The organism is Rhizobium sp. YAF28 (assembly GCF_052113285.1).
GTDB lineage: Bacteria > Pseudomonadota > Alphaproteobacteria > Rhizobiales > Rhizobiaceae > Rhizobium.
Window position 1 is genome coordinate 32,324 of sequence record NZ_JBFRCX010000020.1, and the last position, 22,752, is coordinate 55,075.

The following is a 22,752-nucleotide window of genomic DNA, read 5'->3' on the forward strand; positions in this document are numbered from 1 at the left end:
GTCTCAAGCTGCCGAAGCGGACGTCGGAGCAAATAGGGAAGCGCGGACCACGCGCTTCCACTCATCGAGAATGCGCTCGCCAAAGCCATCCTCGCTCAAGACCGCAAGGCGGATCGCCGCGCCGATCAGGTGGCTGAAAAGGTAAGTGCGCGCTTTCATCTGCTCATCGCAGAATTCCGGCGCCAGACGGCGCACGGCCTCCTGGAAGATCTCGGCGACCTGGCCGCTATGCTCGATGTTCAGGCGCAGGAGATCCTGATCCGTCTCCGTACCCATCCAGACGCCGAGATAGGCGGCATCGTTGCGGTATTCGGCATAATACCAGTCGATCATCGCCGAGATCAGGTCGAGCGCTTCATCGAGGGATCGAACATCCGCGAACATCTCCGCCGTCTTCTGCTGGATCGCCTGCGCATGGCGGTCGAACAGCGCTTTGACGATCGCCGCCTTTTCCGGGAAATACTGATAGACCGAACCGATCGGAACTTTTGCGGCGACGGCAAGTTCGGTCATCCGCATGGCGCTGACGCCCTTTTCGGCGATGATGGTGGCTGCGGCGTTGAGGATGAGATCCAGCCGCTGGATGCTTCGCTCCTGTTTCGGCTTCCTGCGAAGAGCAATACGATCCGAAATGTCCGCGCCCATGTGGTTCCCATCTGTCTCGTTATTGAGCGGCGGAAATGATGTGTCATACCGGCGCGTCGGGCGGATATGACATGCAGGTATTCATCCGTCGTAAAGGGAAATGGTCGGATTTTAAGCAATGGCAAGAGCGCAGGGGCAAAGGGGCGTTACGCCCCGTTTTGGCCTGTGCAAAAGTCAGTCTTAACACTTCATTCAGCAAGGCAGGCTGAGCACTTGTCACCCTGCCTTTTTCGTCTTGCGGCACACTCTCCAGGCCTGGTCAGGCGAGGTTCTGCTTCAGAAATTCGACCGTGCGGCTCCAGGCGAGATCGGCTGCCGCCTTGTCATAGCGGGCAGCGGACGTGTCGTTGTTGAAGGCGTGGTTGACCCCCTCATAGACGTAGATCTCAAATTTTTTACCATTCTCCTCTAGCGCCTTCTTGTAAGCGTCGATGCCGGCATTGATGCGATCGTCGAGGCCGGCATAGTGGAGCAGCAGCGCCGCCTTGATTTTGGGAACGTCAGAGGCCGGCGGCTGCGCACCATAATAGGCCACGCCTGCCTTCAGCTCGGGTGACTTGACCGCGAGGTTGTTGACCGCGCCGCCGCCCCAGCAAAAGCCGATCGCGCCGACATTGCCGTTCGCAGCCTCGAGCTTGGAGAGGTAGACGACAGTCGCCTCGCCGTTCGCGACGGTCGTGGCCGCATCGAGTTTGCTAAACATGTCACGCGCCTGATCCTCATTCTGAGTCGTGCCACCCTGCGGCGAAAGGAAATCGGGCGCGAGCGCTACGAAACCTTCGAGCGCCATGCGGCGGGCGACATCGCGAATATGCGGGTTGAGGCCGCGGTTCTCATGGATGACGATGACGGCGCCGAGCTTGCCGGACGCATTCTTCGGCTGCACCAGATAACCCTTCATGTCACCGCCGCTGCCGGGATAGGTAATATCCTGGGCGGTCAGGCGATCGTCGTTTTCGGCGACGACCTCGGCGGCTGCCTTGTTGGCCGCCAACAGCGGCGCGATTGCCGCGGCCGCGGTTGCCGAGCCGGCAAGCTTCGTGAGCTTGTCCATGAAGCTGCGGCGATCCAGCGTCAGGTGCGTATATTCATCATAGGCATTGATCATTGCCTGCGTAATGACGGGCTTTTCCATGACAGTCCTCCTCTATTCCCACCCCGTGCCCAATCGGTAAGGGGGAACTTAGGTCAGCAGCCGGTAACGCAGGAACAAAACTGTGTTACCAGCTTATCTGAGGAAATCGCCCGGATCAGGAGAACAGCATCCAGCCGGCAAGCCAGGCCCACATGGCTCCCAGCACGACAAAACCGGCGGCAAAAAGCGGGCTGCGATAGCGCAGATCGTTGCTGGTGATATGCACATAGGCATGGACATACCGCAGGGCGACGAAAAGCCAGGCAAGCCCGACGGCCACCAGATTATCCGCCTCGGTGATATAAAGAAGAATGCTGCAGGCATAGAAGAGCACCGGCAGCTCGAACTGGTTGGCGAGGTTGTTCTTGACGAAAAGGCATTCGGGCGGTTCGTCACGGTTCTCGCGATAGCCGGATTTCTTCATCCGCCCCTCACGAACCGCCTTGCCACGGCGCAGACCAAGCACTCCGTAAAGGATGTAGACCAACAGGACGTGGGCAAGCAGAGGCCAGAACATCTCAAAGCCGGTCATCATCATTCCTCTCACTTCGGCGACGGCGGGAGCAGTAGCGGAAAGACCGGACAGATACCAGAGCCATGACGGCCCGCCGTGGAGCGGGCCGTCTTCAGGGTCAGACCTGGGCGATACCGCCATCGACGAAGATCTCGGCGCCGGTGATGAAGCTCGAATCCTCTGTCGCGAGGAAGAGGGCCGTTGCGGCGATTTCTTCCGGGCGGCCGACGCGACCCATCGGAACCTGTGATGCCATATAGTCCAGCAGGCCCTGCTGCTGTGCCTTGTCCTGGCCCGCGAGCTCAACGAGGCCTGTCGTTTCGGTCGGACCAGGGCTCAGCGTGTTGATGCGGATGCCGCGGTCCTTCAGGTCGAGGATCCAGTTACGGGAGAAGTTGCGGATCGCTGCCTTGGAGGCGGCATAGACGCTGAAGGCCGGCGTGCCCGATACCCCCGCCGTGGAGCCGGTCAGGATGACAGAGGAACCCTGCCCGAGCAGCGGCAGCGCCTTCTGCACCGTAAAGAGCACGCCCTTCACATTGCGCCCAAAGGTATCGTCATACTGTTCTTCGGTGATTGCGCCGAGCGGCGCAAACGAGCCGCCACCGGCATTGACGAAGAGCACGTCAATGCGGCCGGCCTCCGCCTTCACCTGCTCATAGAGGCGATCGAGATCGGCAAGCTTTGCCGAGTCCGCCTGGATGCCGGTGACATTGCCGCCGATCTCGGCGACAGCCGCATCAAGAACCTCCTTGCGGCGGCCGGTGATGAAGAGGCGTGCGCCTTCGGCTGCGAAGCGCTTTGCGGTGGCAAGGCCGATGCCCGACGTGGCGCCGGTGATGACCGCGATCTTTCCGTTCAGTCTCCGTGTCCCATTCAGTGTCTGGTTCATTGTCGTCGTCTCCTGTTCTGTTCGACTGAACTGAAGATGTGGACGGGTCTTTCGTTTCTGAATAGAAAGAAATGAAAGATATCATTGCAGGAATGAAATGATGGGTTTTCCGGATTTCGAGGGCCTCGCCATGTTCGCCAAAGTGGCGGAGGAGCGCTCCTTCGCCCGCGCGGCCAAGACGCTCGGCGTTTCCGTACCGACGGTGTCGCGGGCGGTCAGCCGGCTGGAGGACCGGCTCGGTGCGCGGCTCTTCAACCGCACTTCCCGGCAGCTGGCACTCACCGATTTCGGGCTGCGGCTCGTCGACCGCGCCCAACGCATCTATGCTGAGGCGGAGGCGGCCGAGAATGCGGCGCGCGAACTTTCCAGCCAGCCACGCGGGCTGATCCGTCTCGCCGTACCGATGGTCTTCGGGCGGCAATGGCTGGCGCCGATCCTGCCCGATTTCTTCGAGCTCTATCCCGATATCTCCATCGACATGCATATGAGTGATGCGGTGGTCGATCTCGTGGGCGAAGGCTTCGATGCGGCATTGCGCATCGCGGTGCTGCCCGATTCCTCCCTCGTGGCGAAACGGCTGACACCTGTCGCGCCCTTCATTCTCGCAGCCCCCTCCTATCTCGAAAGATACGGCTGTCCACGGCACCCGCGAGACCTCGCGGCCCATCATTGCCTCGGTTACGCCTACCGGCCGCGGCAGGATGTCTGGCGCTTCAGCAACAAGGCGAGCGAAGAGGAGATCGTGGTGCCGACAGGACCGCTGAGGGCAACCAATTCGGAAGCACTGATCCCGATGGCGTTGCGCGGCCTCGGCATCGTCGAACTGCCGGAATTCATGGCTTACGAATACCTGAGCGACGGACGCCTGAAGGCGATCCTGACGGACTGGACCTTGCCAAAGGGCGCCCTTTATTTCGTTACGCCCTCAGCGCGTGCCCGGCCGGCGAAAGTGGAAGCGCTGGGAGATTTCCTCGCGGCAAAGCTTTCACAGCCGGTGTGGCGCTGGCCGCTATAAGCAATTCCAGCAAAATGTGCAGCGGTTTTGCGTCCGGAATTGCGCAAAAGGAAGTGCTGCAAGCATTCAGTTTTCGCGCGTTTGGTGGAGAATTGCGCTTCTCACGATCAGAATGGCGCAGATGGCAAGGCTTGCGAATTTCAGCTTCGTCATCCACGGCAGGATCTGCGCGGCAAAGCCTGCCGCAACACTGTCGCTGAAGGCAACAAGGCTTGAGATGTTTTCTGCGTAATCGGCGAAGCCGTAAATGAAGGGCAGGACGTAAGTAATCCGGCCGAGCAGGTGGGGCGCCTGCCGGCCGCGCCATGTCTCTATCGGGCCGAGCCGCAGGAAAATCACGAACAGAAGGGCTGTCAGCAGAGCCGGAAAGATGAGCTCCGGGCCGAAATACATGGCCCGGAGAATGCCGCTTGCCGTCTCGTTCTGATCGAGCAGCGTCTGCATATGGAAGACCGCGGACTCGTCATAGCCTACAAAATAGGTATCGAGCACCGCCTGCCCCGTCTCATGCTGGAAGGGCACGGTGTAGCCGAAGGTAGTCCAGCCGAGGACGATGAGGCAGAGGGCCGCGAGCAGCGCGATGATCCAGAGCGGAACCCGGCTGCCCGTTTCCATGATTAGACGCCGACGCCCGGATAGTTCGGGCTTTCGCGGGTGATCGTCACATCATGCGGATGACTTTCACGCAGGCCGGCGCTGGAGATGCGCACGAAGGTGGCGCGCTCCTGGAACTCCTTGATGTCCTTGCCGCCGACATAGCCCATGGCAGCCTTGAGGCCGCCCGCGAGCTGATGCAGGACGCCGGAGACCGGGCCCTTGTACGGCACCTGTCCCTCGATGCCCTCAGGCACGAGCTTCAGCGTGTCGCGCACTTCCGCCTGGAAGTAACGGTCTGCCGAACCACGCGCCATAGCACCGACGGAGCCCATGCCGCGATAGGCTTTGAAGGAGCGGCCCTGGTAGAGATAGACTTCGCCGGGGCTTTCATCGGTACCGGCAAGCAGCGAGCCGATCATGACGGCAGAAGCGCCCGAAGCGATGGCCTTTGCCACGTCGCCCGAGAACTTGATGCCGCCATCGGCGATGACCGGAATGCCCTGCGCATTCGCCGCCTCGACCGCCGACATGATCGCAGCAAGCTGCGGAACACCGACGCCGGCGACGACACGCGTCGTGCAGATCGAGCCCGGGCCGATACCGACCTTGACGGCGTCAGCGCCGGAATCGATCAGCGCCTTGGTGCCGTCATAGGTCGCGACATTGCCGGCCATGATGCGCACCGAATTGGAGAGCTTCTTGACGCGGGCAACGGCTTCCAGAACGCGAGCCGAATGACCATGGGCCGTATCGACGACGAGCAGGTCGACGCCGGCATCGATCAGCCGTTCGGCACGCTCGAAACCATCGTCACCGACGCCGACGGCAGCGGCAGCACGCAGGCGGCCCTGCGCATCCTTGGAGGCGTTCGGGTTCAGTTGTGCCTTTTCGATATCCTTGACGGTGATCAGGCCGACGCAACGGCCCTCACCATCGACGACCAGCAGCTTCTCGATGCGGTGAGAGTGCAGCAGCCGCTTGGCCTCCTGCTGATCGACGTTTTCCTTGACCGTCACCAGATTCTGATGGGTCATGAGTTCGTAGATCTTCTGGGTCGGGTCGGATGCAAAGCGGACGTCGCGGTTGGTGACGATGCCAACGAGGCGGCCGGATTTCTCGACAACCGGGATGCCGGAGATGCCGTGCATCTTCATCAGCGCCAGGGCATCGGCGAGCGTAGCATCCGGGCCGATGGTCACGGGATTGACGACCATGCCGCTTTCGAACTTCTTGACCTGACGAACCTGCTCAGCCTGCTCGACGGGGGTAAGGTTCTTGTGAATAACGCCAAGGCCGCCGGCCTGCGCCATCGCAATCGCCAGACGGCCTTCAGTGACGGTGTCCATCGCTGCTGATATGATCGGGATATTCAGCTCGAAGTCGGGTGCGAGGCGCGTTGCGACACTCGTCTGACCCGGCAGGACTTCGGAATGACCGGGTTGCAGCAGCACGTCATCGAAGGTGAGTGCGTCGAGTCCGGTTGGCGTTTCAATGATGCGAGCCATGGCCAAATTCCTTCAAGAAAGAAAAATGCGTTCCACCCGGTACGAATCGTCCGCACCGGCGGTGTGCATGAGTTTATGGAAGTTGGCGAGGGCTGGTAACACGTCTATGACAGGAAGGAAATAGCAAAAAAGCCCGGCACGTGGCCGGGCTTGGTATGGCAGCCATGCGTCTCGTTCAAATGTCGAACTGATAGGTCTTCGGCACGAAGCGGTAACCGGTCTCCTGCTTTTCGACAAAACCGACTGACGGGAACGGCATGTGGTAGCCAAGGAAGGCGATCTTCTCGGTGGCGATCATGTCGAACACCTTCTTGCGGGTTGCGGCTGCCTGCGCCTTGTCCATGTCGAAACGCACCTCCCAGTCCGGACGCTGCAGCGACAGGATGTAATGGTTTGCCGTATCACCCGTCATGACCAGCCGCTTGCCCTCGGATTCGACATGAAAGACCATGTGGCCGGGCGTGTGGCCGGTTGCGAGCATCGCGGTCAGACCGGGCGCAATCGTATCACCTTCCTTGACGAAGGTCGCCTTTTCGGCGAGCGGCACGACATTGGCGAGCACCGCCTTGTGGCCGCCTTCGGCAGGCGTGCCTTCCCGCGCCTTATCCGACCAGAAATCGTATTCGGCCTGGCCGATGACATAGCGGGCATTCTTGAAGGCCGGAGCACCACCTTCCATCAGACCGCCAATATGGTCCCCGTGCAGGTGCGTCAGGGCCACGACGGTGACGTCGTCAGGTGAATAACCTGCCGCCTTCAGCCCGGCGGTGAAATGGCCCAAGCCGCGTTCGCGGCCGGCCGCACCGAAGCCGGTATCGACGACGATGACGTCGGAACCCGTATCGACTACCGCGGGTGCATAGCTGTTTGCGAACTTGTCGGTCGGCAGGAAATTGGCGGCGAGAAGCGCCTGGACGGTTTGCGGGTCCTGGTTGGAACCGAAGGTCTCATAGGGCTTTTCGAGCACGTTGAAACCGTCGCGGACGGCAGTGAACTTGAAGGAGCCGAGCTTGAACTGATTGATCTGCGGCTGCGGGGTAACTTCCATATTGCCTGTTTCTCCAGTTGCGGCCGCATAGGCCGTTCCTCTCAGGATGACCGGCGCGGCGAGCAGACCGAGGCCTGCGGCAAAAAGCGCGCGTCGCTTTATTCCATGAAAAATCGTCATATATCCATCCTCGACACTGTGCGGTGCGTCGCCGCACGACCCCCGATATTCCAGCCGGATTGATACAGGATTTCTGGCCCCGGCCGGGTAAGCATATGTCAATCTTGAGAGGCGAAAGTGTCGGGCAAGTCGTCTCACGCAGTCGTGATCCAAACGTGTAATGGAAACCGATTGAGGGATTGGCACAGCCCGTAACTGGGACTACACAGCACGGGCTTCCCAAGCCCCATCCGCATCCATCAAGGCATTCGCCTATGAACCGCATTGTCCCGCTGATCCTTGCCGTTGCTCTCTTCATGGAACAGATGGACTCGACTGTAATCGCGACGGCCCTGCCGGCGATTGCGGCCGATCTGCATGTCGGACCGATCACGCTGAAACTGGCGCTGACCTCTTATATGGTGGCGCTTGCGGTGTTCATTCCGATCAGCGGCTGGATGGCGGACCGGTTCGGTGCGAAGAATATCTTCCGGCTGGCGATCTGTGTTTTCGTCGTCGGCTCCATCTTCTGCGCCTTCTCCTCCAATCTCATCGAATTCGTCTTTGCACGCTTCCTGCAGGGCATGGGCGGCGCGATGATGACGCCTGTCGGGCGTCTGGTGCTGGTGCGGACGACGCAGAAGAGCGAACTGGTCTCCGCCATGGCGCTGCTGACGATCCCGGCTCTTGTCGGCCCGCTTGCTGGCCCGCCACTCGGCGGCTTCATCACCACCTATTTCAGCTGGCACTGGATCTTCCTGATCAACGTACCTGTCGGCATCATCGGCGTGTGGCTTGCGACAATCTACCTGCCGGAGATAGAGGCGACGGCTCCGCCGAAGCTCGATTTCAGCGGTTTTATCCTGACCAGCCTTGCGGCTGCAGGCGTCGTCTTCGGCCTCTCGGTCGTCAGCCTTCCGGCCCTGCCGCCGATCATCGGTATTACGGCCACCGCCATCGGCATCATCTGCGGCGTGCTCTATGTGCGCCACGCCAGGCGCTACCCGACGCCGATCCTCGATCTCAACCTGTTCAAGAATTCGACCTTCCGCGCTTCGACGAGCGGCGGCACGCTGTTCCGCATCTGTGTCGGCGCCATGCCGTTTCTGACGCCGCTGATGCTGCAGCTCGGATTTGGCCTTACGCCCTTTCAGTCAGGCCTCATTACGTTTGCCGGCGCGATCGGGGCAATCACCACGAAGTTCATCGCACGGCGCGTCTATAAGGCGATCGGCTTCCGCACCACGCTTCTTTGCGCCGGTGCGGTGACGACGGTCGTGACGGCTGTGACCGGCCTCTTCACGCCGGAGACGCCGCACCTTGTCATCATCGGTGTGTTGCTGCTTGGCGGCTTCTCCCGGTCCTTCATGTTCACTGGCGTCAATGCGCTGGCCTTTGCAGATATCGACGATGCGCAGGCAAGCCAGGCGACATCCATGGCCTCGGTGATGCAGCAGATCAGCCTGGCGCTCGGTGTTGCCCTTGCCGCCTCGATCCTGGAAACCTCCATCTATTTCCGGGGAGCCGAGCTGCAGGTCATCGATTTCCACATCGCTTTCTTCCTGATTGCCGGCCTGACGGTGCTTGCCACCATCCCCTTTGCCCGCATGGCCAAGGATGCCGGCGCCTCCGTCTCCGGCCACCGCGCCAAGCGCCTGGCACCCGCGACGATCGCAGCCGAGCAGCAGCCGGTCAAATAAGGCAAAAGGCCCAGATCCACGTTTGATCCGGGCCTCCTCGGTGATATCTGGACGGTGATCGGCCTCAAAAGCCAAACGCATTCCGCCACTTGTCGATCCAAGCCCCCAAGTCGTTCGAGGCCTTGCCAAAATTGCTGTTGTTCAGCATCGCGGATGCCATTTTCAGCTCATCCGTATTGCTACCATCCGACCTGCTGATGATCATCCCAGCATCGATTAGTGCGGATTGGGCCGTCTTCAATCCGGTCGCAAGGGTCTTACTGGTGCTATTTCCATTCTTGTCTTCGATGTTGGAGATGATCGCGCCACCGCTTCCAAGCTTGAAGCCGATCACGAATTCGCCGTCACCGAATTTGGACCTGTTGTCACGGATCAGCCGCTGAATGGCGTTGGCCATCGCGTTGTCATCGCTGATGCTGGATTCTTCGCCTTTTCGGCTTTGACCAGCGAGGCAAATTTGTCCCCATCGTCGTTGATGAGTTCCTTGATGACGTCGGTAATGCCGGCATCACTGGTTTTGAAGTTGTCCGAATCCAGGAAATTGATCGCGCTTGAGACGATTCCGTCGTTGCTCTCTTTGACGTCGAGCAGCGCGCTGTTGATTGTCGATGAGGCCTGGGTCTTTGCGGCGCTTGTTTGACTGGAAACGCCGTTGGCGATGGCTGCAATTGTATCGGCAGCCGATTTCCCGGCTTGCTGCTTATTAGAAAGCAACGATGCGTTCGTCTGCTGCAGGATGAGCAGTGCCGCACTGTTGGCTGGTGAGATCGCGGTCATTATCGTTCCTCTGGTGCCGGAACTTCCTCCATCGGAATTCTCAACACGGAAGGGCTTGCGGCATCATGCGTGAGCGACTGAAATGCAAAATACTCAATAACACAACTTTGGATTTTACGAATTAACAAAAAACTAACCTCGCGTGCAAGATCTTGAAGCCAGTAGTGGTAACCGGACGATACAATCTCGGGCATGTTTCAACCTTAAATTCTCATAGCGCACATTAGGATTGGCTATTTAGCGCCAGACCGGCAGTTATGATCCCGCCGTCGCTTATTCATAATCAATGACTTAGGGCATATTTTGCCACATGGTTGCGTCACTGGATTTCCTCTTTTCTTGATGTGAGAAGAGAAAAAGAGAGTTAGGACCTCCAGAACTGGCGGGTAGCAAGAGAGAGCACCTCGTCCAAGCCATTGAAAATGAATAAGTTTTTTCGAAGCATCTGATAACGTCAGGAACGATGCGCCAGACGCATGTTTGCCGGCACACGGTCTCACCAAACTTTCTTATTCACAATCAATAACTTAGCGAAAAAGAAACTAGCCGCTCAGTCAAAGGGCGGTTCTTCCGCCTTCTCGCAGACGGCGCATAGCTTGTTGCCGTCGAGATCCCTGACATAGGCTGCGTAGAAATGCGCGTGATAGGAGCGCAGTCCCGGTTCGCCTTCATCGATAGCGCCGGCAGCAATTGCTGCCGCATGGAAGGCATCGACCGCCGCCCGCGTTTCCGCCTCGAAGGCGACCATGGAGCCGTTGCCATTCGTGGCCCGGCGCCTGTTAAAGGGGGTTACGACCCAGAAGCGGCAGCGAGTGTCGCCATCGGCGGCATAGCCGATCTCCTCCTCCGAATAGCGCTGGCGCCGGTAGCCGAGCACCGGCAGAACGGCATCATAGAAATGCCGGGCGCGATAGAGATCGTTGGTTCCGAGTGTAACGTAAAGAAGCATGGGATCGGTGGGTATCCAGTCCTGGGAAATCATCATCCGCAGGACTGGCGCAAAGATCAAGCGTCCTCTGGCTCCGCCTCGACCTTGCGGCCTTTGAAACCCTTCGCCAGCAGGAACATCTCCACCGATTCGGCGCGCGATGAGGCGGGTTTGACGTGCACAACCTGACGGAAATGCTGCTTCAGCATGGCAAGCAGATCCCGCTCGGTGCCGCCCTGGAAGGTCTTGGCGAGGAAGTGCCCACCCTCGCCCAGCACTTCGATCGCGAAGTGGGCTGCGACCTCACAAAGGTGCATGGTGCGCAGGTGATCGGTGCGGTGATGACCGGTCGTCGGTGCCGCCATGTCCGAGAGCACCAGGTCCGGCGTGCCGCCGACGGCCTCCATCAGCTTTTCCGGGGCTGTGGGATCAAGAAAATCGAGCTGCAGTACCGTGACGCCGGGTAGCTGCGTCATTTCCAGAAAGTCGATTGCTGCAACGCGGACATCCTCGTCCGTCGACCCCGTCACCTTCGCGGCGATCTGTGACCAGCTTCCGGGAGCGGCCCCGAGGTCAATGATGCGCCTAGCGCCCTTCAGGATGTGGTGCTTCTCATCGATCTCCAGCAGCTTGAAAGCCGCGCGGGCTCGATAGCCCTCGAGCTGGGCACGCTGCACATAGGGATCGTTGATATGGCGCTCCAGCCACTGGCGCGAAGAGGCCTTCATCTTCTTTTTCTTGACGCGCTGGCCGAGCTTGCGGCCGGTGCGGTTTCCCGCAATCGTTGGTTTGGTCATGCCTACCCCTTGTTTCCCCGCTGGCCGCGGCGGTTGCGATGACGCCGCCAGACGCCGTCATCGGCCATCATGTCGGTGAGCAGGCCTTCCCTCAAGCCACGATCGGCAACACGCATGCGCGGGCTCGGCCAGCGGCGGCGGATCGCCTCCAGAATGGCGCAGCCGGCCAACACCAGATCGGCGCGATCCGGCCCGATGCAGGGATTGGCAGCGCGGCTTTCGAAATTCCAGGAAAGTAGCTTTGCCTGCATGGCGGAGACTTCGTCATCGGACAGCCATATGCCATCGACCTTGCGGCGGTCATAACGCGGCAAGTCGAGATGCACGCCGGCAAGCGTCGTCACCGTGCCCGAGGTGCCGATCAGATGGAAATCGCCATCCTCGGCAATCTCGATCTCCGGGCAATCGAAACTCGACAGCATGCCCGCAACCTCGCTCACCATGCCCTCGAAAACATCAGGCGTCACATCGCGGCCGCCATGGCGCTCCGAGAGGGTGACGACGCCGACGGGCAGCGAGGTCCAGTGGGTGATGTGATTGGCAAGGCGGGCGAAGCGGTTATCACCGATGCGGATGACGGCAATTTCCGAGGACCCGCCGCCGATGTCGAAGAGCACGACGGAGCGCGCCTCGCGCCCGACCAGCGAGGAGCAACCGGAAACGGCAAGCCGTGCCTCGGTTTCCCGATCGATGATTTCGAGCTCCAGCCCGGTCTCAAGCACGACCCGCTGCAGGAATTCCTCGCCATTGGCCGCCTGACGGCAGGCCTCGGTCGCAATCAGCCGCATGCGGCGGATCTCGCGGTTCCGGAGCTTGGAGGCGCAGATTCTGAGCGCATCGACCGCCCTCTCCATCGCCTCGTCGGACAACCTGCCGCTAGCGGCAAGCCCTTCGCCGAGGCGCACGATACGGGAAAAGGCATCGACGACGCGGAACTGGCCGGGGCGTGTGGGCTGGGCGATCAGCAGGCGGCAATTGTTGGTGCCGAGATCGAGCGCGGCATAGAGTTCGTCCGGCCAGGGATGTTCGCCCCCTGCCCGTTCGTCTTCATGACCTGGCTGACGGCTCCTGCGATTTGCCGATTCGGCATCCTGCACCTCGCGCAGCACAGGGCGCGACTGCGCTTCAGCGCGATGTTCGGGCCTTGCGGACGGCGGCGCTTGCACAGGAGCCAGCGGCCTGCCTTGCAGACCCCGCTTGCTGCGATGCTTGCGTCGGTTACGTCGGCTGGAGGGCGAATCACCATTGGGGCGCGGGCCATGGCTTTGAGCGACGGCCTGAACCACAGGCAATGACTGGACGACCGTATCGGGCTGAGATGCGCCACGCCCACCACGACGGCGGCGTTTCCGCTTGCGGGCCGGGCTTTCCGTGTCTTCCTTCGGGCGCGCTGCCTCCCCGGCATGGCCGGAGAGATCATGCGAAGCGGGATGAGCGGCGCCGCGGGATTGCCCGCCACGCTTGCCCTTGCGACGCCTGGACTTCTTGCCGTCCTTGCGCCCTACCGCCGACGCCCCGTCAAATTGCGGCCTTGCGCCGCCTTCGGGGTCTTCCACGTTCGTTTTCCATCGCGCCGCGCAAGTCCAGAAAGGTATGCAGCAGGCGCTCATTCGATTTTTGCGTTGGCGCGAAGATATCAGCGACCGACGAAATCACCAAATTCTTTTTGATTCCAGATTTTAGCCACCCGATTTTCACGCCGCGTGGAGGGATCGAATTTTTTCAAAACGGGTATTTGCAATCCGCCCGGTTTTGGTTATAAGCGCCGCACAGCAGCCAAGCCACGCTTCGGCAGCGCCTGCTGGGGAATAGTTCAATGGTAGAACGACGGACTCTGACTCCGTTAATCTTGGTTCGAGTCCAGGTTCCCCAGCCAAATTTCTCCTCCTAAATTCCACTGTCTTGAATTGAGAGTCTTCTGCGCCCGTTTTCGCGCAACCGCAGTAGCAAAACCTCAACCTTCCGCCGCTAGAATCACCCCCACGACTTGGAGACGGTTCGAGCCATGAAGACCTTTTCTGCGATATTGCTGGCAGCACTCCTCATTCCGGCCGCGGCCCGGAGCGACACAGAATGGATGGGCGATGCGCGGCAGTGGTCGGTTGGGTTCGTCGGTGAGAAGCCGTCCTATTGCCGGCTGGTGTGGAATAATGAGCTCGGAAAAACGGTCGAATTCCGCCAGAGCCTCGACAGCGTCATGTGGCTCGTTTCGAAGGATGGCTGGGATATTCCCGAGGGCACCACGACCAAGGTAACGCTTGTCGGGTATTCCGGCACCAAGGCTGTTCCGGCCGAGGCCTTCGACAGCAAGACGCTTCGCATCCTGCCGGCCTCTGAGAAGACGGGCGTCGCGCAGATCAAGAAGATGCTCAAGAATTCCTTTATCGGCACGCCGGATATGGAACTGGATTTTGCCGGAAATGAAGAGCCTTGGGTGGTGCCGCTGTCGCGGCTGCAACAGATGTATACGACCTACGTCAATTGCTTGAACCGGCTCGTCCCCGCCAATCAGGCCAGCCAGGTTTCGGACAAGACTCAGCCGTTCTAGCGCGTGTTGCGATCCTTCCGATTCGCTCGCAGCGCTTAACCTCCTCATTTTACGCATGTCGTGATCGCAAAACCGCTGAATACTTTTGCGCGACATGCTTTCGGCTCCCGCTTTCTGCGTCGCCACGCCGCAGCGCTGCGCCACAAATTTGGCCTGCGCCGCAATGATCATCCTAGTCGTGCCAGCTGCACTTCATTCGCGCGGGCAATTGGATTGGTGTTCTTCCCGTTCAGGAGGCCATTGTGCAAAGGCTTCGTATCGCATTTCTCATGAGCGCCGTGGCAATCGCCGCCGTCGAGCTTGTCAGCCCAGCGGAGGCTCAGACCGTCGCCCACAAATCAGCAGATACCCATGTGCTTGTCGTGCGACTGCCGGATGGTTCGCTCGAGCGCATTCGTTACGCCGGCGACCGACCGCCGCAAATCCGGTTCGACAGTCAGCCGGATTCCGGCCTTTTCGATCCGTTCTGGCCTTCCGCTCCCTTTGCCGATCTGGACCTGATATCCGCGGCGATGGACCGTGAGGCTGCTGCGATGATGCAACAGGCCGACAGCATGATGCAGGCATCGCCGGGAAATCCGACTGATGTCGGCCTCAACAGGCTGCCGGCCGCCGTGCAGGGCTATTCGATGGTTTCGACCATGTCCGGCAACGGCGTCTGCACCCGCAGCGTCCGTTACTTCAGCAGCGCTGACGGCAGGCCGCAAGTCGAGAGCAGCACGTCAGGGAATTGCTCGCCCGGCAAGGCGGCAGGCGCGCCGTTGCCCATCAAGGCGCCACGGCCGGCCCTGAAGTCTAAAACATCTGGTTTCATCGAGGTCAACGCCCGGCCGCCGGCAACAGATGGCGGCGTATCACAGGCAAATCTTCGGCTTGCGAGCGCGGTGAACTGATGGATTACGGCCCAGTATCGTTAGTTACAGTCAGACGGAAATCTTGCTCCGTACCGCATCGGCGATCTCAGTCATGCGGTCGACCGGGGCGTGGCCGATGAGCATGAAGGCGTGGGTGGCGTTCGCCCAATAGACGACATTCATGCCCTTGCGGCCTTCGATATCGGGGGCCTTGGGGCCGCCACCGGAGGCGACGATGCAGAGCGCCATGGGGCCGGTTTCGGGATCCAGATAGGCGATCTGGGCGAGCGGCTTGCCATCATATTGCAGGATCTGGGCGCGCTTGAAATCGATATCCGGCAGGGCGACTTGCTCTGGCGAGAGCTGGAGGCGGAGGTCGCCGTCCAGACTGGCGAGCTGCGCTGCCTGCACATCTCTGGGCGGGACGGGACCGGCGAGCGTCTCCGGCGTGTAGAGCGAGATATATTCGGCAACGACGGCGCGCCATTCGCTGTTTTCGTCCTTGCCCGAGAGCCCCGTGCCGAGACCGATCACGGCGCGGTCGACGGCGATGCCGGCAACCACCGAAGCAGCAAGCGCGCCGAGAAAGCCTCGACGGCTCATGAAGGCAGCCGGTCTTGCAGGCCGGGCGGCGGGAATGGCCGACAGCATGGCTTCGAGCTTTGCCCGCGGAGCGGCATCGAGCAACGGCGCAAAGGCTTGCTTGTAAGGCAGGCCTGCACGCGCCAGGAATTCCAGCCGTTCGGCGACAGCCTGGTCGGCCTCGACCATAGCCTCGATGCGGGCAGCCTCTTCGGGCCCAAGCTCACCATCGATGAAGGCGGTCAATTCCTCGTTGGAGGGCATTATGTGCTTCGTGCTCATTCAACTCCCCCTGCCGATACGGTTTCGGAGAGCTTCGCGCGGGCGGCTGCCAGCCGACTCATCACGGTGCCGATCGGAACATCAAGTATGGCGGCGACCTCGCGATAGGAAAGCCCTTCCACATAGGCGAGGAAAACCGCCGATCGCTGCGCGTCGGGCAGCGCATTCACCTGTTTCAAAACCTGGTTCGCCATGACATGCGTTTCGGTGTCATGGGCGCCATCGAAACTCAGCGTCTCGTCGGCATCGACGAATCCCTGCCCCTGGCGGACGCGGCGGGCACGGATCTCATTCAGCCAGATCGAATGCAGGATCGAAAACAGCCAGCGGTCGAGCCGCGTGCCTGCGACAAACTGATCGGCCCGTTCCAGCGCGCGAACGCAGGTCGCCTGCACGAGATCATCGGCCACATCACGCTGATGCGAAAGAACGAGGCCATAGCGCCACAGACGGGCGAGATGTTCCGTCAGGCCGCTCCTGATATCCGCTTCGCTCGCGATGGTCGCCTCCGCGCGTATTGGCTGTTTCGGAATCGCCGGCCGGGCCGGCGATTCCGTTCTGGCGCGACTATAGGCAGGAAATGTGGTGTGCGCGACCGACATCCGGAAATACCCTTCAATCAACCTTATCTCTCTTCTGCCTCACGCAAGTGTACAGCTTTGTTTCGCGCAATTCCGGACGCAAAACCGCTGCACACTTTTGCTGGAATTGCTTTAGATCTTCGACGGATCGAGGATGGCGGCGTTGAGGTCCTGATATTCCTCGCAGCCGGTGCCGCAGATCGCCTTGATGGTGGTCAGCTGCTCCTTGGCGAGATCGAGCTGGCCCTTGATGACATAGGCTTCGCCGAGATATTCGCGGACCTTGGCATATTGTGGATCGAGCTTCACCGACTGCAGATAGTAGGAGATACCCTCATCCGTGCGGCCGAGCTTGCGCGTGGCGTAACCGCGATAGTTCAGCCATTCGGCATTGTTCTGATCCTTGACGGTGTCGAGCATGGCGAGCGCTTCTTCATAGCGGCCGGCCTTGGCGAGCGAGTAGGCGTAATCGGTACGGTTTTCGTCCGTCACGTTGGCGCTCTGCTGTTTGACGCACTTCTTTGCCTTCTTGTCATAGATCTCGCCCTTCTTGCAGACCGGCATGGTGCTGCTATCGTCGCCAATGGCGAAGACGGGACCGGAAAGGACAGATGCGGCAATGCAGCTGCCGAGCACGAGAGAAGCGATGCGAACAGTCTTGGTCGTCATGGGATAACTCCTCGAAAAATGACGTTGCGAGGAGTGAACACCGCTGTTGGCAGGTTTATTCGGCCGGCTTTCGCGTTTTTTCGATCACTGCTTCGTGAAGAGTAGCGTACTGAATAAACCTTCGCGCCCGCGTGTTTTCCGCTCGTTCCGCCGGGAACGACAAGGAGCATACCGTGACTCAATCCGTCAGACTTTTAAGTCTCGCCACCGCAGTGCCTGACCATATCATCACCCAGAGCCAAGCCGCCGAGGCCTCCGCGCGCCTCTTTGCGGATCGCTTCAAGGAATTCCGCCACCTCGCGCGCGTGTTTGACAATGCCGGTATCGGAAAGCGGCACGCCGCCCGTCCCCTCTCCTGGTTTGAAGAGACGCATGGCTGGCAAGACAGGATGGAGGCCTATGAGGAGGTCGCCGGTTCGCTGTTCGTCGCGACGGCAACGCGCGCGCTTGGTCAGGCAGGGCTGACAGCCGATCAGGTCGATTGCGTGGTAACGGTTTCCTCCACCGGAATCACCACGCCGAGCCTCGATGCGCGGCTCGCCGGCCGGCTTGGCTTTCGCGCGGATATCGAGCGTGTACCCGTCTTTGGGCTTGGCTGCGCTGCCGGCGTTTCCGGCTTTGGCATCGCTTCGCGGCTGGCGCGCAGCCGCCCGGGTGCCGTGGTGCTCTTCGTCGCCATAGAGCTCTGCACGCTGGCCTTCCGTCTGGATGAGCTGACGAAACCGAACATCATCGCCACCGCCCTCTTCGGTGACGGGGCTGCAGCCTGCGTGCTACGATCAGGCGAAGGCGGTATGGCGGAAGTGGAATCGGCGGGCGATCACCTGTTTCCCGATACGCTCGACATCATGGGCTGGAAGATCGACGATACCGGGCTCGGCATCCTGCTGGCGCAATCGCTGCCGCCCTTTGCGGAAAAGGAGCTCGGCCCGGCGATCGACGGCATCTTGGCGCGCAGCGGGCTCAAGCGCGATGATATCGACCGTTTCATCTGTCATCCCGGCGGTACGAAGGTGCTGGCGGCAATGGAGAGCACGCTTTCCATGGTGCCGGATACGCTCGACATCGAGCGGTCGGTGCTTGCAGATTACGGCAATATGTCCTCGCCGACAGTGCTCTTCGTTCTGGAGCGCGCTATCAGCAGAGGTCTGCCGGACCGGGCGGCGATGATCGCCATGGGGCCGGGCTTTACGGCAAGCTGCGTGACCTTGCGGAGGGTTGCATGATGTGGCCTTCCATCGCATTGCTGACCTTCGTGACCGCCCAGCGGCTTTCGGAACTGGTTATCGCGCGCCGCAATACGACGGCGCTCTTCGCAAGGGGAGCGCGCGAGATCGCGCCCGATCATTACCCCTACATGGTGGCGCTCCATACGGGCTGGCTCGTCGGGCTATGGATGCTGGCGACGGGACAGCCGGTCCAGCTCTTCTGGTTTGGTCTTTTCATGCTGCTGCAGGTGCTGCGACTGTGGGTGCTGACCACACTTGGGGAGCGCTGGACGACGCGTATCATCATCCTGCCCGGTGCGCCGCTCGTCGAGGGCGGCCCCTACCGCTTCTTCAAACATCCGAACTACATGATCGTCATCGGTGAGATCGCCGCCCTGCCGCTTGCCTTCGGCATGCCGCTTTATGCGCTCGTCTTTTCGCTCCTCAATGCCGCCGTCCTGACTGTTCGCATCAGGGCCGAAAATGCCGCACTCAAAAGCGCAATGATTTTGAAATGAAATGCGATTTTTCGTTTGCGCCGCAGCATTGAGATGGGCATTTTAGGGCCTAAAATATAGCGGAATGCAGGGGAAAATGACGAAAAACGCAATCGTGCTCGGCGCCGGTATCGTCGGGGTTTCGACGGCCATTCATCTTCAACGCCGCGGCTGGCAAGTGACACTCATCGACCGCAAGGAGCCGGGTAACGAAACCTCCTTCGGCAATGCCGGCCTGATCCAGCGCGAAGGCGTCATGCCCTACGGTTTTCCCCAGCAGCTCGGCCTGCTGCTGCGCTATGCGCTGAACAATCGCATCGATGCGCATTATCACCTGAAGGCGCTGCCGAGCCAGCTCGCCTTCCTCGCCCGCTACTGGTGGAACTCCAATCCGAAGCGGCACGAGATGATCACCAAGGCCTATGCGCCGCTGATCGAGAATTCGATCACCGAGCACAAGGACCTGATCGAGGCATCACATGCCGAAGCGCTGATCCGCAGGGATGGCTGGATGAAGATCTTCCGCACCGAGGCCAAGCGTGATGAAGCCTTTGTGGAAGCTGCCCTCTGGAAGGATCAGTTCGGTGTCAGCTACGAGAGCCTGAATTCGGCCGATATCGCTCGATTGGAGCCTAATATTACCGGGGATTTCGTCGGTGGCCTGCGCTGGGTCGATCCCTGGTCGGTTCTCGATCCGCATGCATTGACGCGTGCCTATCGCAGCTATTTCGAAAGCCTCGGTGGGCGGTTCGTGACCGGCGATGCGGCGTCGCTCGGGCCGGCCGGATCGGGCTGGAAGATCATGACGTCGGAGGGGTCGCTGGAGGCCGATGATGTCGTGCTGGCACTCGGCCCCTGGGCGGCGGTCGCGACGCGCCGCCTCGGCTATTCCTTTCCGCTCGGCGTCAAGCGCGGCTACCACATGCATTACGGCGTGCAGGGCAATGCTGTGCTCAACAACTGGACTCTCGATTCCGAGCGCGGCTATTTCCTGGCGCCGATGAACAAGGGCGTGCGCCTGACAACGGGGGCGGAATTCGCAACGCTCGATGCGCCGAAGACGCCGGTGCAGCTCGACCGGGCCGAAGCCGTGGCGCGCACGATATTCCCGCTGGGTGAGAGATTGGATCCGGAACCGTGGATGGGCGCGCGACCCTGCACGCCCGACATGATGCCGATCATAGGCAAGGCGCCGCGGCATCAGGGCCTGTGGTTTGCCTTCGGCCATGCCCATCACGGGCTGACGCTCGGGCCGGTGACCGGACGAGTGCTTGCGGAACTGATGACCGGCGAAGCGCCATTCATCGATATTTCGGCTTATTCGCCCAGCCGCTTCAACCCTTAGAGCCTTTCCTGGCTAGATTGCAGCATTCTGCCGGAGCAGGTTTTCGTAAGGGCAACGGCGATTGGCGAAGGGCATACCTCCAGGTACGTCCGAGCCGATCGCCTTTGATCCTGGCGGAAAGATGCCCGGCCCTTCGGGTTGGCTGAAACGGGCCGGCTGATCGACCGGCCGGCTTGGCCGTAGATCTGGGCTACGACGCGCGCCGGCCGGTCGACCATCCGACTCCGTTTGAGCCAACAAAATGCTGCAATCTAGCCAGGAAAGGCTCTAACACCGAGAGCGGCGAGAGCCTTCAGGGCTTCTGCCGCGATATCGTCGATTGTGTCGTCGATATCGACGGTGACGACACCGGGCTCGCCGGTCGGCACTTCCAGCGTCTGCAGCTGGCTTTCCAGGAGCGAGGTCGGCATGAAATGGCCCTTGCGGTGACCCATGCGCTCGGTCAGCAGTTCTTTCGAACCTTCGAGATAGACGAAATAGAGGTTGCCGCCAGCAGCGGCTCGCAGGCGGTCGCGGTAGCTGCGCTTCAGCGCCGAGCAGGAGACGATGATGCCCTTGCCCTTGGTAAGCGACGCCTTCATCTCCTTGCCGATCCGGTCGAGCCAGGGCATCCGGTCCTCGTCGGAGAGCGGAATGCCCTTCGACATTTTCTCGACATTGGCAGCGGGATGCAGCGCATCGCCTTCGACAAACGGCAGGCCAAGGCCTGCCGCTATCTTTTCGCCGATCGAAGATTTACCGGAACCGCTGACGCCCATGACGATGATTGCATGGAGAGTTCCGTTATTCTCGGTCATCGCTCATCTCGGTCATCGTTGCAGTGTGAGATATCTGCGGCCTTACTACGCCGCAGAGACGGCAGCGGCCTTGCGTGCAAGACGTGCCTTGATCGTATCGACATCCGCCCGCGGGGTCGCCGCAAACAGGGTCTTGGTATAGTTGTGCTGCGGATCGCTGAAAACCTGCTCCCGCGTGCCGTATTCGACTGCCTCCCCGAAATACATCACCATAACCTCGTCTGCCATATAGCGAACAACCGAGAGGTCGTGGCTGATGAAGACATAGGTCAGGTTCAACTCGTCCTGCAGGTCGGCGAGAAGGTTGAGCACCTGCGCCTGCACCGACAGATCGAGTGCGGAGACCGGTTCATCGAGAACCAGGAGCCGCGGGTTCAGCATCAGCGCGCGGGCAATGGCGATACGCTGGCGCTGGCCGCCCGAGAACATGTGCGGATAGCGGTTGAAGTGGACGTCCTGCAGTCCGACCTTCTTCAGCATCGCCATCGCCAGGTCGCGCCGCTCGGAAGCCGGCGTATTGGTGTTAATGATCAGCGGCTCCATCAGGATGTCGCCGATCTTCTTGCGCGGGTTCAGCGATCCGTAAGGATTCTGGAAGACGATCTGGACCTTCCGGCGGATTTCCGGCGTCAGATCGCCCTGGAAGATATCGACCTTCTTGCCGTCGATGAAGAGTTCGCCCGACGTGGCCGGGTCGATCATCGTCACGATGCGGGCGAGCGTCGACTTGCCGCAGCCGCTTTCGCCGACGATCGCCAGCGTCTTGCCTTGCTCCACGCTGAAGCTCACGCCCTTGACAGCATGGACCGTTCGCGCCTTCTTGAACATGCCGCCCGGTAGGTAATAGTCGCGGACGATGTTCTTTCCTTCGAGAACTGGCGTCATCAGGCCGCTCCCTCCACAGTCTTGTTCGGATTGAAAAGTTCGCCGATGGTCGGCAGCCGGTCGCCGGTCGCATTATCAGGAAGGGCGGCGAGCAGTGCGCGCGTGTAATCGCTCTTCGGCGCTTCGAAGAGCGAGAGCACGTCGGCCTCTTCCATCTTGCGGCCCTTGTACTGGACGATCACCCGGTCTGCCGTCTCGGCAACCACGCCCATATTGTGGGTGATCATGATCAGACCCATACGATGCTCCGTCTGCAGGCGCATCAGAAGATCGAGGATCTGCTTCTGGATGGTCACGTCGAGTGCCGTGGTCGGCTCATCGGCGATCAGGAGCTTCGGATTGCAGGCAATCGCGATGGCAATCATGACGCGCTGGCACTGGCCGCCCGACATCTGATGCGGGAAATGGCCAAGCCGCTCGGCGGGATCTGGAATGCCGACCGCCTGGAAAAGCTCGATTGCGCGCTTGCGCCGCGCCGCCTTGTCGAGACCGAGGTGAATTCTCAGCACCTCTTCGATCTGGAAGCCCACGGTGAAGCAGGGATTGAGGCTCGCGATCGGCTCCTGGAAGATCATCGACATATCCTTGCCGATGATTTCGCGCCGCTTGGCGCCGGACATGCCGAGCAGGTTCTGGCCGTCAAAAACCATCTTGTCGGCCGTCACCTTTGCCGTCCAAGGCAGAAGGCCCATGGCAGCGAGCATCGATACCGACTTGCCGGAGCCGGATTCGCCGACGATCGCCAGAATCTCACCCGCGTCGACCTTCAGCGAGACGCCGTCGACGGCGCGGAAAGGACCGGTCGACGTCTGGAATTCGACGACGAGATTTTCAATTTCGAGAAGCGCCATC

General features: G+C 60.6%; 25 protein-coding genes and 1 tRNA gene. 8 read left to right on the forward strand and 18 right to left on the reverse strand.

The annotated features are described in order from the left end of the window. Nucleotides 1–3: 3 nt before the first annotated feature. The 4 genes from AB4Z13_RS30870 to AB4Z13_RS30885 all read right to left on the reverse strand — a co-directional run bounded on the left by AB4Z13_RS30870 (nt 4) and on the right by AB4Z13_RS30885 (nt 3,186). Nucleotides 4–645: a TetR/AcrR family transcriptional regulator gene (locus AB4Z13_RS30870; protein WP_310378648.1), complete on the reverse strand. Its 642-nt coding sequence runs from the start codon at nt 643–645 to the stop codon at nt 4–6. 259 nt (nt 646–904) lie between these two features. Then, nucleotides 905–1,780 carry a dienelactone hydrolase family protein gene (locus AB4Z13_RS30875; protein WP_439014151.1) on the reverse strand — a complete coding sequence of 292 codons (876 nt, stop codon included), beginning with the start codon at nt 1,778–1,780 and terminating at the stop codon, nt 905–907. 115 nt (nt 1,781–1,895) lie between these two features. Beyond that, nucleotides 1,896–2,312 (reverse strand): MAPEG family protein, encoded by a 417-nt coding sequence (locus tag AB4Z13_RS30880; protein WP_439014150.1) that lies wholly within the window; start codon nt 2,310–2,312, stop codon nt 1,896–1,898. 100 nt (nt 2,313–2,412) lie between these two features. Next, complete coding sequence (locus AB4Z13_RS30885; RefSeq protein ID WP_439014149.1) at nt 2,413–3,186, reverse strand: SDR family NAD(P)-dependent oxidoreductase; 774 nt, start codon at nt 3,184–3,186, stop codon at nt 2,413–2,415. A gap of 97 nt (nt 3,187–3,283) precedes the next feature. On the opposite strand from AB4Z13_RS30885, the gene AB4Z13_RS30890 reads away from it, so the two are divergent. Then, nucleotides 3,284–4,201 (forward strand): LysR family transcriptional regulator, encoded by a 918-nt coding sequence (locus AB4Z13_RS30890; protein WP_439014148.1) that lies wholly within the window; start codon nt 3,284–3,286, stop codon nt 4,199–4,201. 66 nt (nt 4,202–4,267) lie between these two features. On the opposite strand, the gene AB4Z13_RS30895 is transcribed toward AB4Z13_RS30890, so the two are convergent. The 3 genes from AB4Z13_RS30895 to AB4Z13_RS30905 all read right to left on the reverse strand — a co-directional run bounded on the left by AB4Z13_RS30895 (nt 4,268) and on the right by AB4Z13_RS30905 (nt 7,471). Then, nucleotides 4,268–4,816, reverse strand: coding sequence for a hypothetical protein (locus AB4Z13_RS30895; protein WP_439014147.1), 549 nt, complete (start codon nt 4,814–4,816; stop codon nt 4,268–4,270). A 2-nt stretch (nt 4,817–4,818) separates the two neighbouring features. Next, entirely contained in the window at nt 4,819–6,303 is a 1,485-nt protein-coding gene (guaB, locus tag AB4Z13_RS30900; RefSeq protein ID WP_310378657.1) for an IMP dehydrogenase, read from the reverse strand. A gap of 175 nt (nt 6,304–6,478) precedes the next feature. Continuing rightward, nucleotides 6,479–7,471 (reverse strand): MBL fold metallo-hydrolase, encoded by a 993-nt coding sequence (locus AB4Z13_RS30905; RefSeq protein WP_310378659.1) that lies wholly within the window; start codon nt 7,469–7,471, stop codon nt 6,479–6,481. Nucleotides 7,472–7,725: 254 nt separating this feature from the next. Here AB4Z13_RS30905 and AB4Z13_RS30910 point away from each other — a divergent pair, with 254 nt between their 5' ends. Continuing rightward, nucleotides 7,726–9,150, forward strand: a complete 1,425-nt coding sequence (locus tag AB4Z13_RS30910; protein ID WP_439014146.1) for a DHA2 family efflux MFS transporter permease subunit — start codon at nt 7,726–7,728, stop codon at nt 9,148–9,150. Between the two features lie 64 nt (nt 9,151–9,214). On the opposite strand, the gene AB4Z13_RS30915 is transcribed toward AB4Z13_RS30910, so the two are convergent. The 5 genes from AB4Z13_RS30915 to AB4Z13_RS30935 form a co-directional block, all read right to left on the reverse strand. Beyond that, nucleotides 9,215–9,547: a hypothetical protein gene (locus AB4Z13_RS30915; protein WP_439014145.1), complete on the reverse strand. Its 333-nt coding sequence runs from the start codon at nt 9,545–9,547 to the stop codon at nt 9,215–9,217. Then, nucleotides 9,523–9,927, reverse strand: coding sequence for a hypothetical protein (locus AB4Z13_RS30920; protein WP_439014144.1), 405 nt, complete (start codon nt 9,925–9,927; stop codon nt 9,523–9,525). Before AB4Z13_RS30920 ends, AB4Z13_RS30915 begins: the two co-directional genes overlap by 25 nt. 550 nt (nt 9,928–10,477) lie before the next feature. Further along, on the reverse strand, nt 10,478–10,876 hold the full coding sequence (locus AB4Z13_RS30925; RefSeq protein WP_439014143.1) for a VOC family protein: 399 nt from the start codon (nt 10,874–10,876) through the stop codon (nt 10,478–10,480). Nucleotides 10,877–10,932: 56 nt separating this feature from the next. Then, the gene (locus AB4Z13_RS30930) at nt 10,933–11,652 is read right to left on the reverse strand and encodes an RlmE family RNA methyltransferase (RefSeq protein ID WP_113324850.1); all 720 of its coding nucleotides are present in this window, start codon (nt 11,650–11,652) and stop codon (nt 10,933–10,935) included. Between the two features lie 2 nt (nt 11,653–11,654). Then, nucleotides 11,655–13,208, reverse strand: coding sequence for a Ppx/GppA phosphatase family protein (locus tag AB4Z13_RS30935; protein ID WP_439014142.1), 1,554 nt, complete (start codon nt 13,206–13,208; stop codon nt 11,655–11,657). Nucleotides 13,209–13,454: 246 nt separating this feature from the next. Here AB4Z13_RS30935 and AB4Z13_RS30940 point away from each other — a divergent pair. The 3 genes from AB4Z13_RS30940 to AB4Z13_RS30950 all read left to right on the forward strand — a co-directional run bounded on the left by AB4Z13_RS30940 (nt 13,455) and on the right by AB4Z13_RS30950 (nt 15,093). After that, nucleotides 13,455–13,528 (forward strand) — tRNA-Gln (locus AB4Z13_RS30940). A gap of 129 nt (nt 13,529–13,657) precedes the next feature. Beyond that, nucleotides 13,658–14,200, forward strand: a complete 543-nt coding sequence (locus AB4Z13_RS30945) for a hypothetical protein (RefSeq protein WP_439014141.1) — start codon at nt 13,658–13,660, stop codon at nt 14,198–14,200. 242 nt (nt 14,201–14,442) lie between these two features. Continuing rightward, nucleotides 14,443–15,093 (forward strand): hypothetical protein, encoded by a 651-nt coding sequence (locus AB4Z13_RS30950; RefSeq protein WP_439014140.1) that lies wholly within the window; start codon nt 14,443–14,445, stop codon nt 15,091–15,093. Between the two features lie 30 nt (nt 15,094–15,123). On the opposite strand, the gene AB4Z13_RS30955 is transcribed toward AB4Z13_RS30950, so the two are convergent. From AB4Z13_RS30955 to AB4Z13_RS30965, 3 genes are all read right to left on the reverse strand, one after another. Then, nucleotides 15,124–15,918, reverse strand: coding sequence for an anti-sigma factor family protein (locus AB4Z13_RS30955; RefSeq protein WP_439014139.1), 795 nt, complete (start codon nt 15,916–15,918; stop codon nt 15,124–15,126). Further along, the gene (locus tag AB4Z13_RS30960; protein WP_439014138.1) at nt 15,915–16,520 is read right to left on the reverse strand and encodes an RNA polymerase sigma factor; all 606 of its coding nucleotides are present in this window, start codon (nt 16,518–16,520) and stop codon (nt 15,915–15,917) included. Before AB4Z13_RS30960 ends, AB4Z13_RS30955 begins: the two co-directional genes overlap by 4 nt. 111 nt (nt 16,521–16,631) lie before the next feature. Continuing rightward, nucleotides 16,632–17,168, reverse strand: coding sequence for a tetratricopeptide repeat protein (locus AB4Z13_RS30965; protein ID WP_439014137.1), 537 nt, complete (start codon nt 17,166–17,168; stop codon nt 16,632–16,634). A 173-nt stretch (nt 17,169–17,341) separates the two neighbouring features. Here AB4Z13_RS30965 and AB4Z13_RS30970 point away from each other — a divergent pair, with 173 nt between their 5' ends. From AB4Z13_RS30970 to AB4Z13_RS30980, 3 genes are all read left to right on the forward strand, one after another. Beyond that, complete coding sequence (locus AB4Z13_RS30970) at nt 17,342–18,394, forward strand: type III polyketide synthase (RefSeq protein WP_439014136.1); 1,053 nt, start codon at nt 17,342–17,344, stop codon at nt 18,392–18,394. Further along, on the forward strand, nt 18,391–18,894 hold the full coding sequence (locus tag AB4Z13_RS30975) for an isoprenylcysteine carboxyl methyltransferase family protein (protein ID WP_439014135.1): 504 nt from the start codon (nt 18,391–18,393) through the stop codon (nt 18,892–18,894). The genes AB4Z13_RS30970 and AB4Z13_RS30975 overlap by 4 nt, the downstream gene beginning before the upstream one ends. 76 nt (nt 18,895–18,970) lie before the next feature. Beyond that, nucleotides 18,971–20,218: an NAD(P)/FAD-dependent oxidoreductase gene (locus AB4Z13_RS30980; protein ID WP_439014134.1), complete on the forward strand. Its 1,248-nt coding sequence runs from the start codon at nt 18,971–18,973 to the stop codon at nt 20,216–20,218. 251 nt (nt 20,219–20,469) lie between these two features. Here the strand turns inward: AB4Z13_RS30980 and AB4Z13_RS30985 are convergent, their stop codons facing one another. The 3 genes from AB4Z13_RS30985 to AB4Z13_RS30995 are packed head-to-tail and all read right to left on the reverse strand — an operon-like array spanning nt 20,470 to nt 22,751. Beyond that, complete coding sequence (locus AB4Z13_RS30985; protein ID WP_439014133.1) at nt 20,470–21,015, reverse strand: gluconokinase; 546 nt, start codon at nt 21,013–21,015, stop codon at nt 20,470–20,472. 45 nt (nt 21,016–21,060) lie between these two features. Beyond that, entirely contained in the window at nt 21,061–21,900 is an 840-nt protein-coding gene (locus tag AB4Z13_RS30990) for a dipeptide ABC transporter ATP-binding protein (RefSeq protein WP_439014132.1), read from the reverse strand. Then, nucleotides 21,900–22,751 (reverse strand): ABC transporter ATP-binding protein, encoded by an 852-nt coding sequence (locus AB4Z13_RS30995; RefSeq protein ID WP_113324862.1) that lies wholly within the window; start codon nt 22,749–22,751, stop codon nt 21,900–21,902. Before AB4Z13_RS30995 ends, AB4Z13_RS30990 begins: the two co-directional genes overlap by 1 nt. Between the last annotated feature and the right edge of the window lies 1 nt (nt 22,752).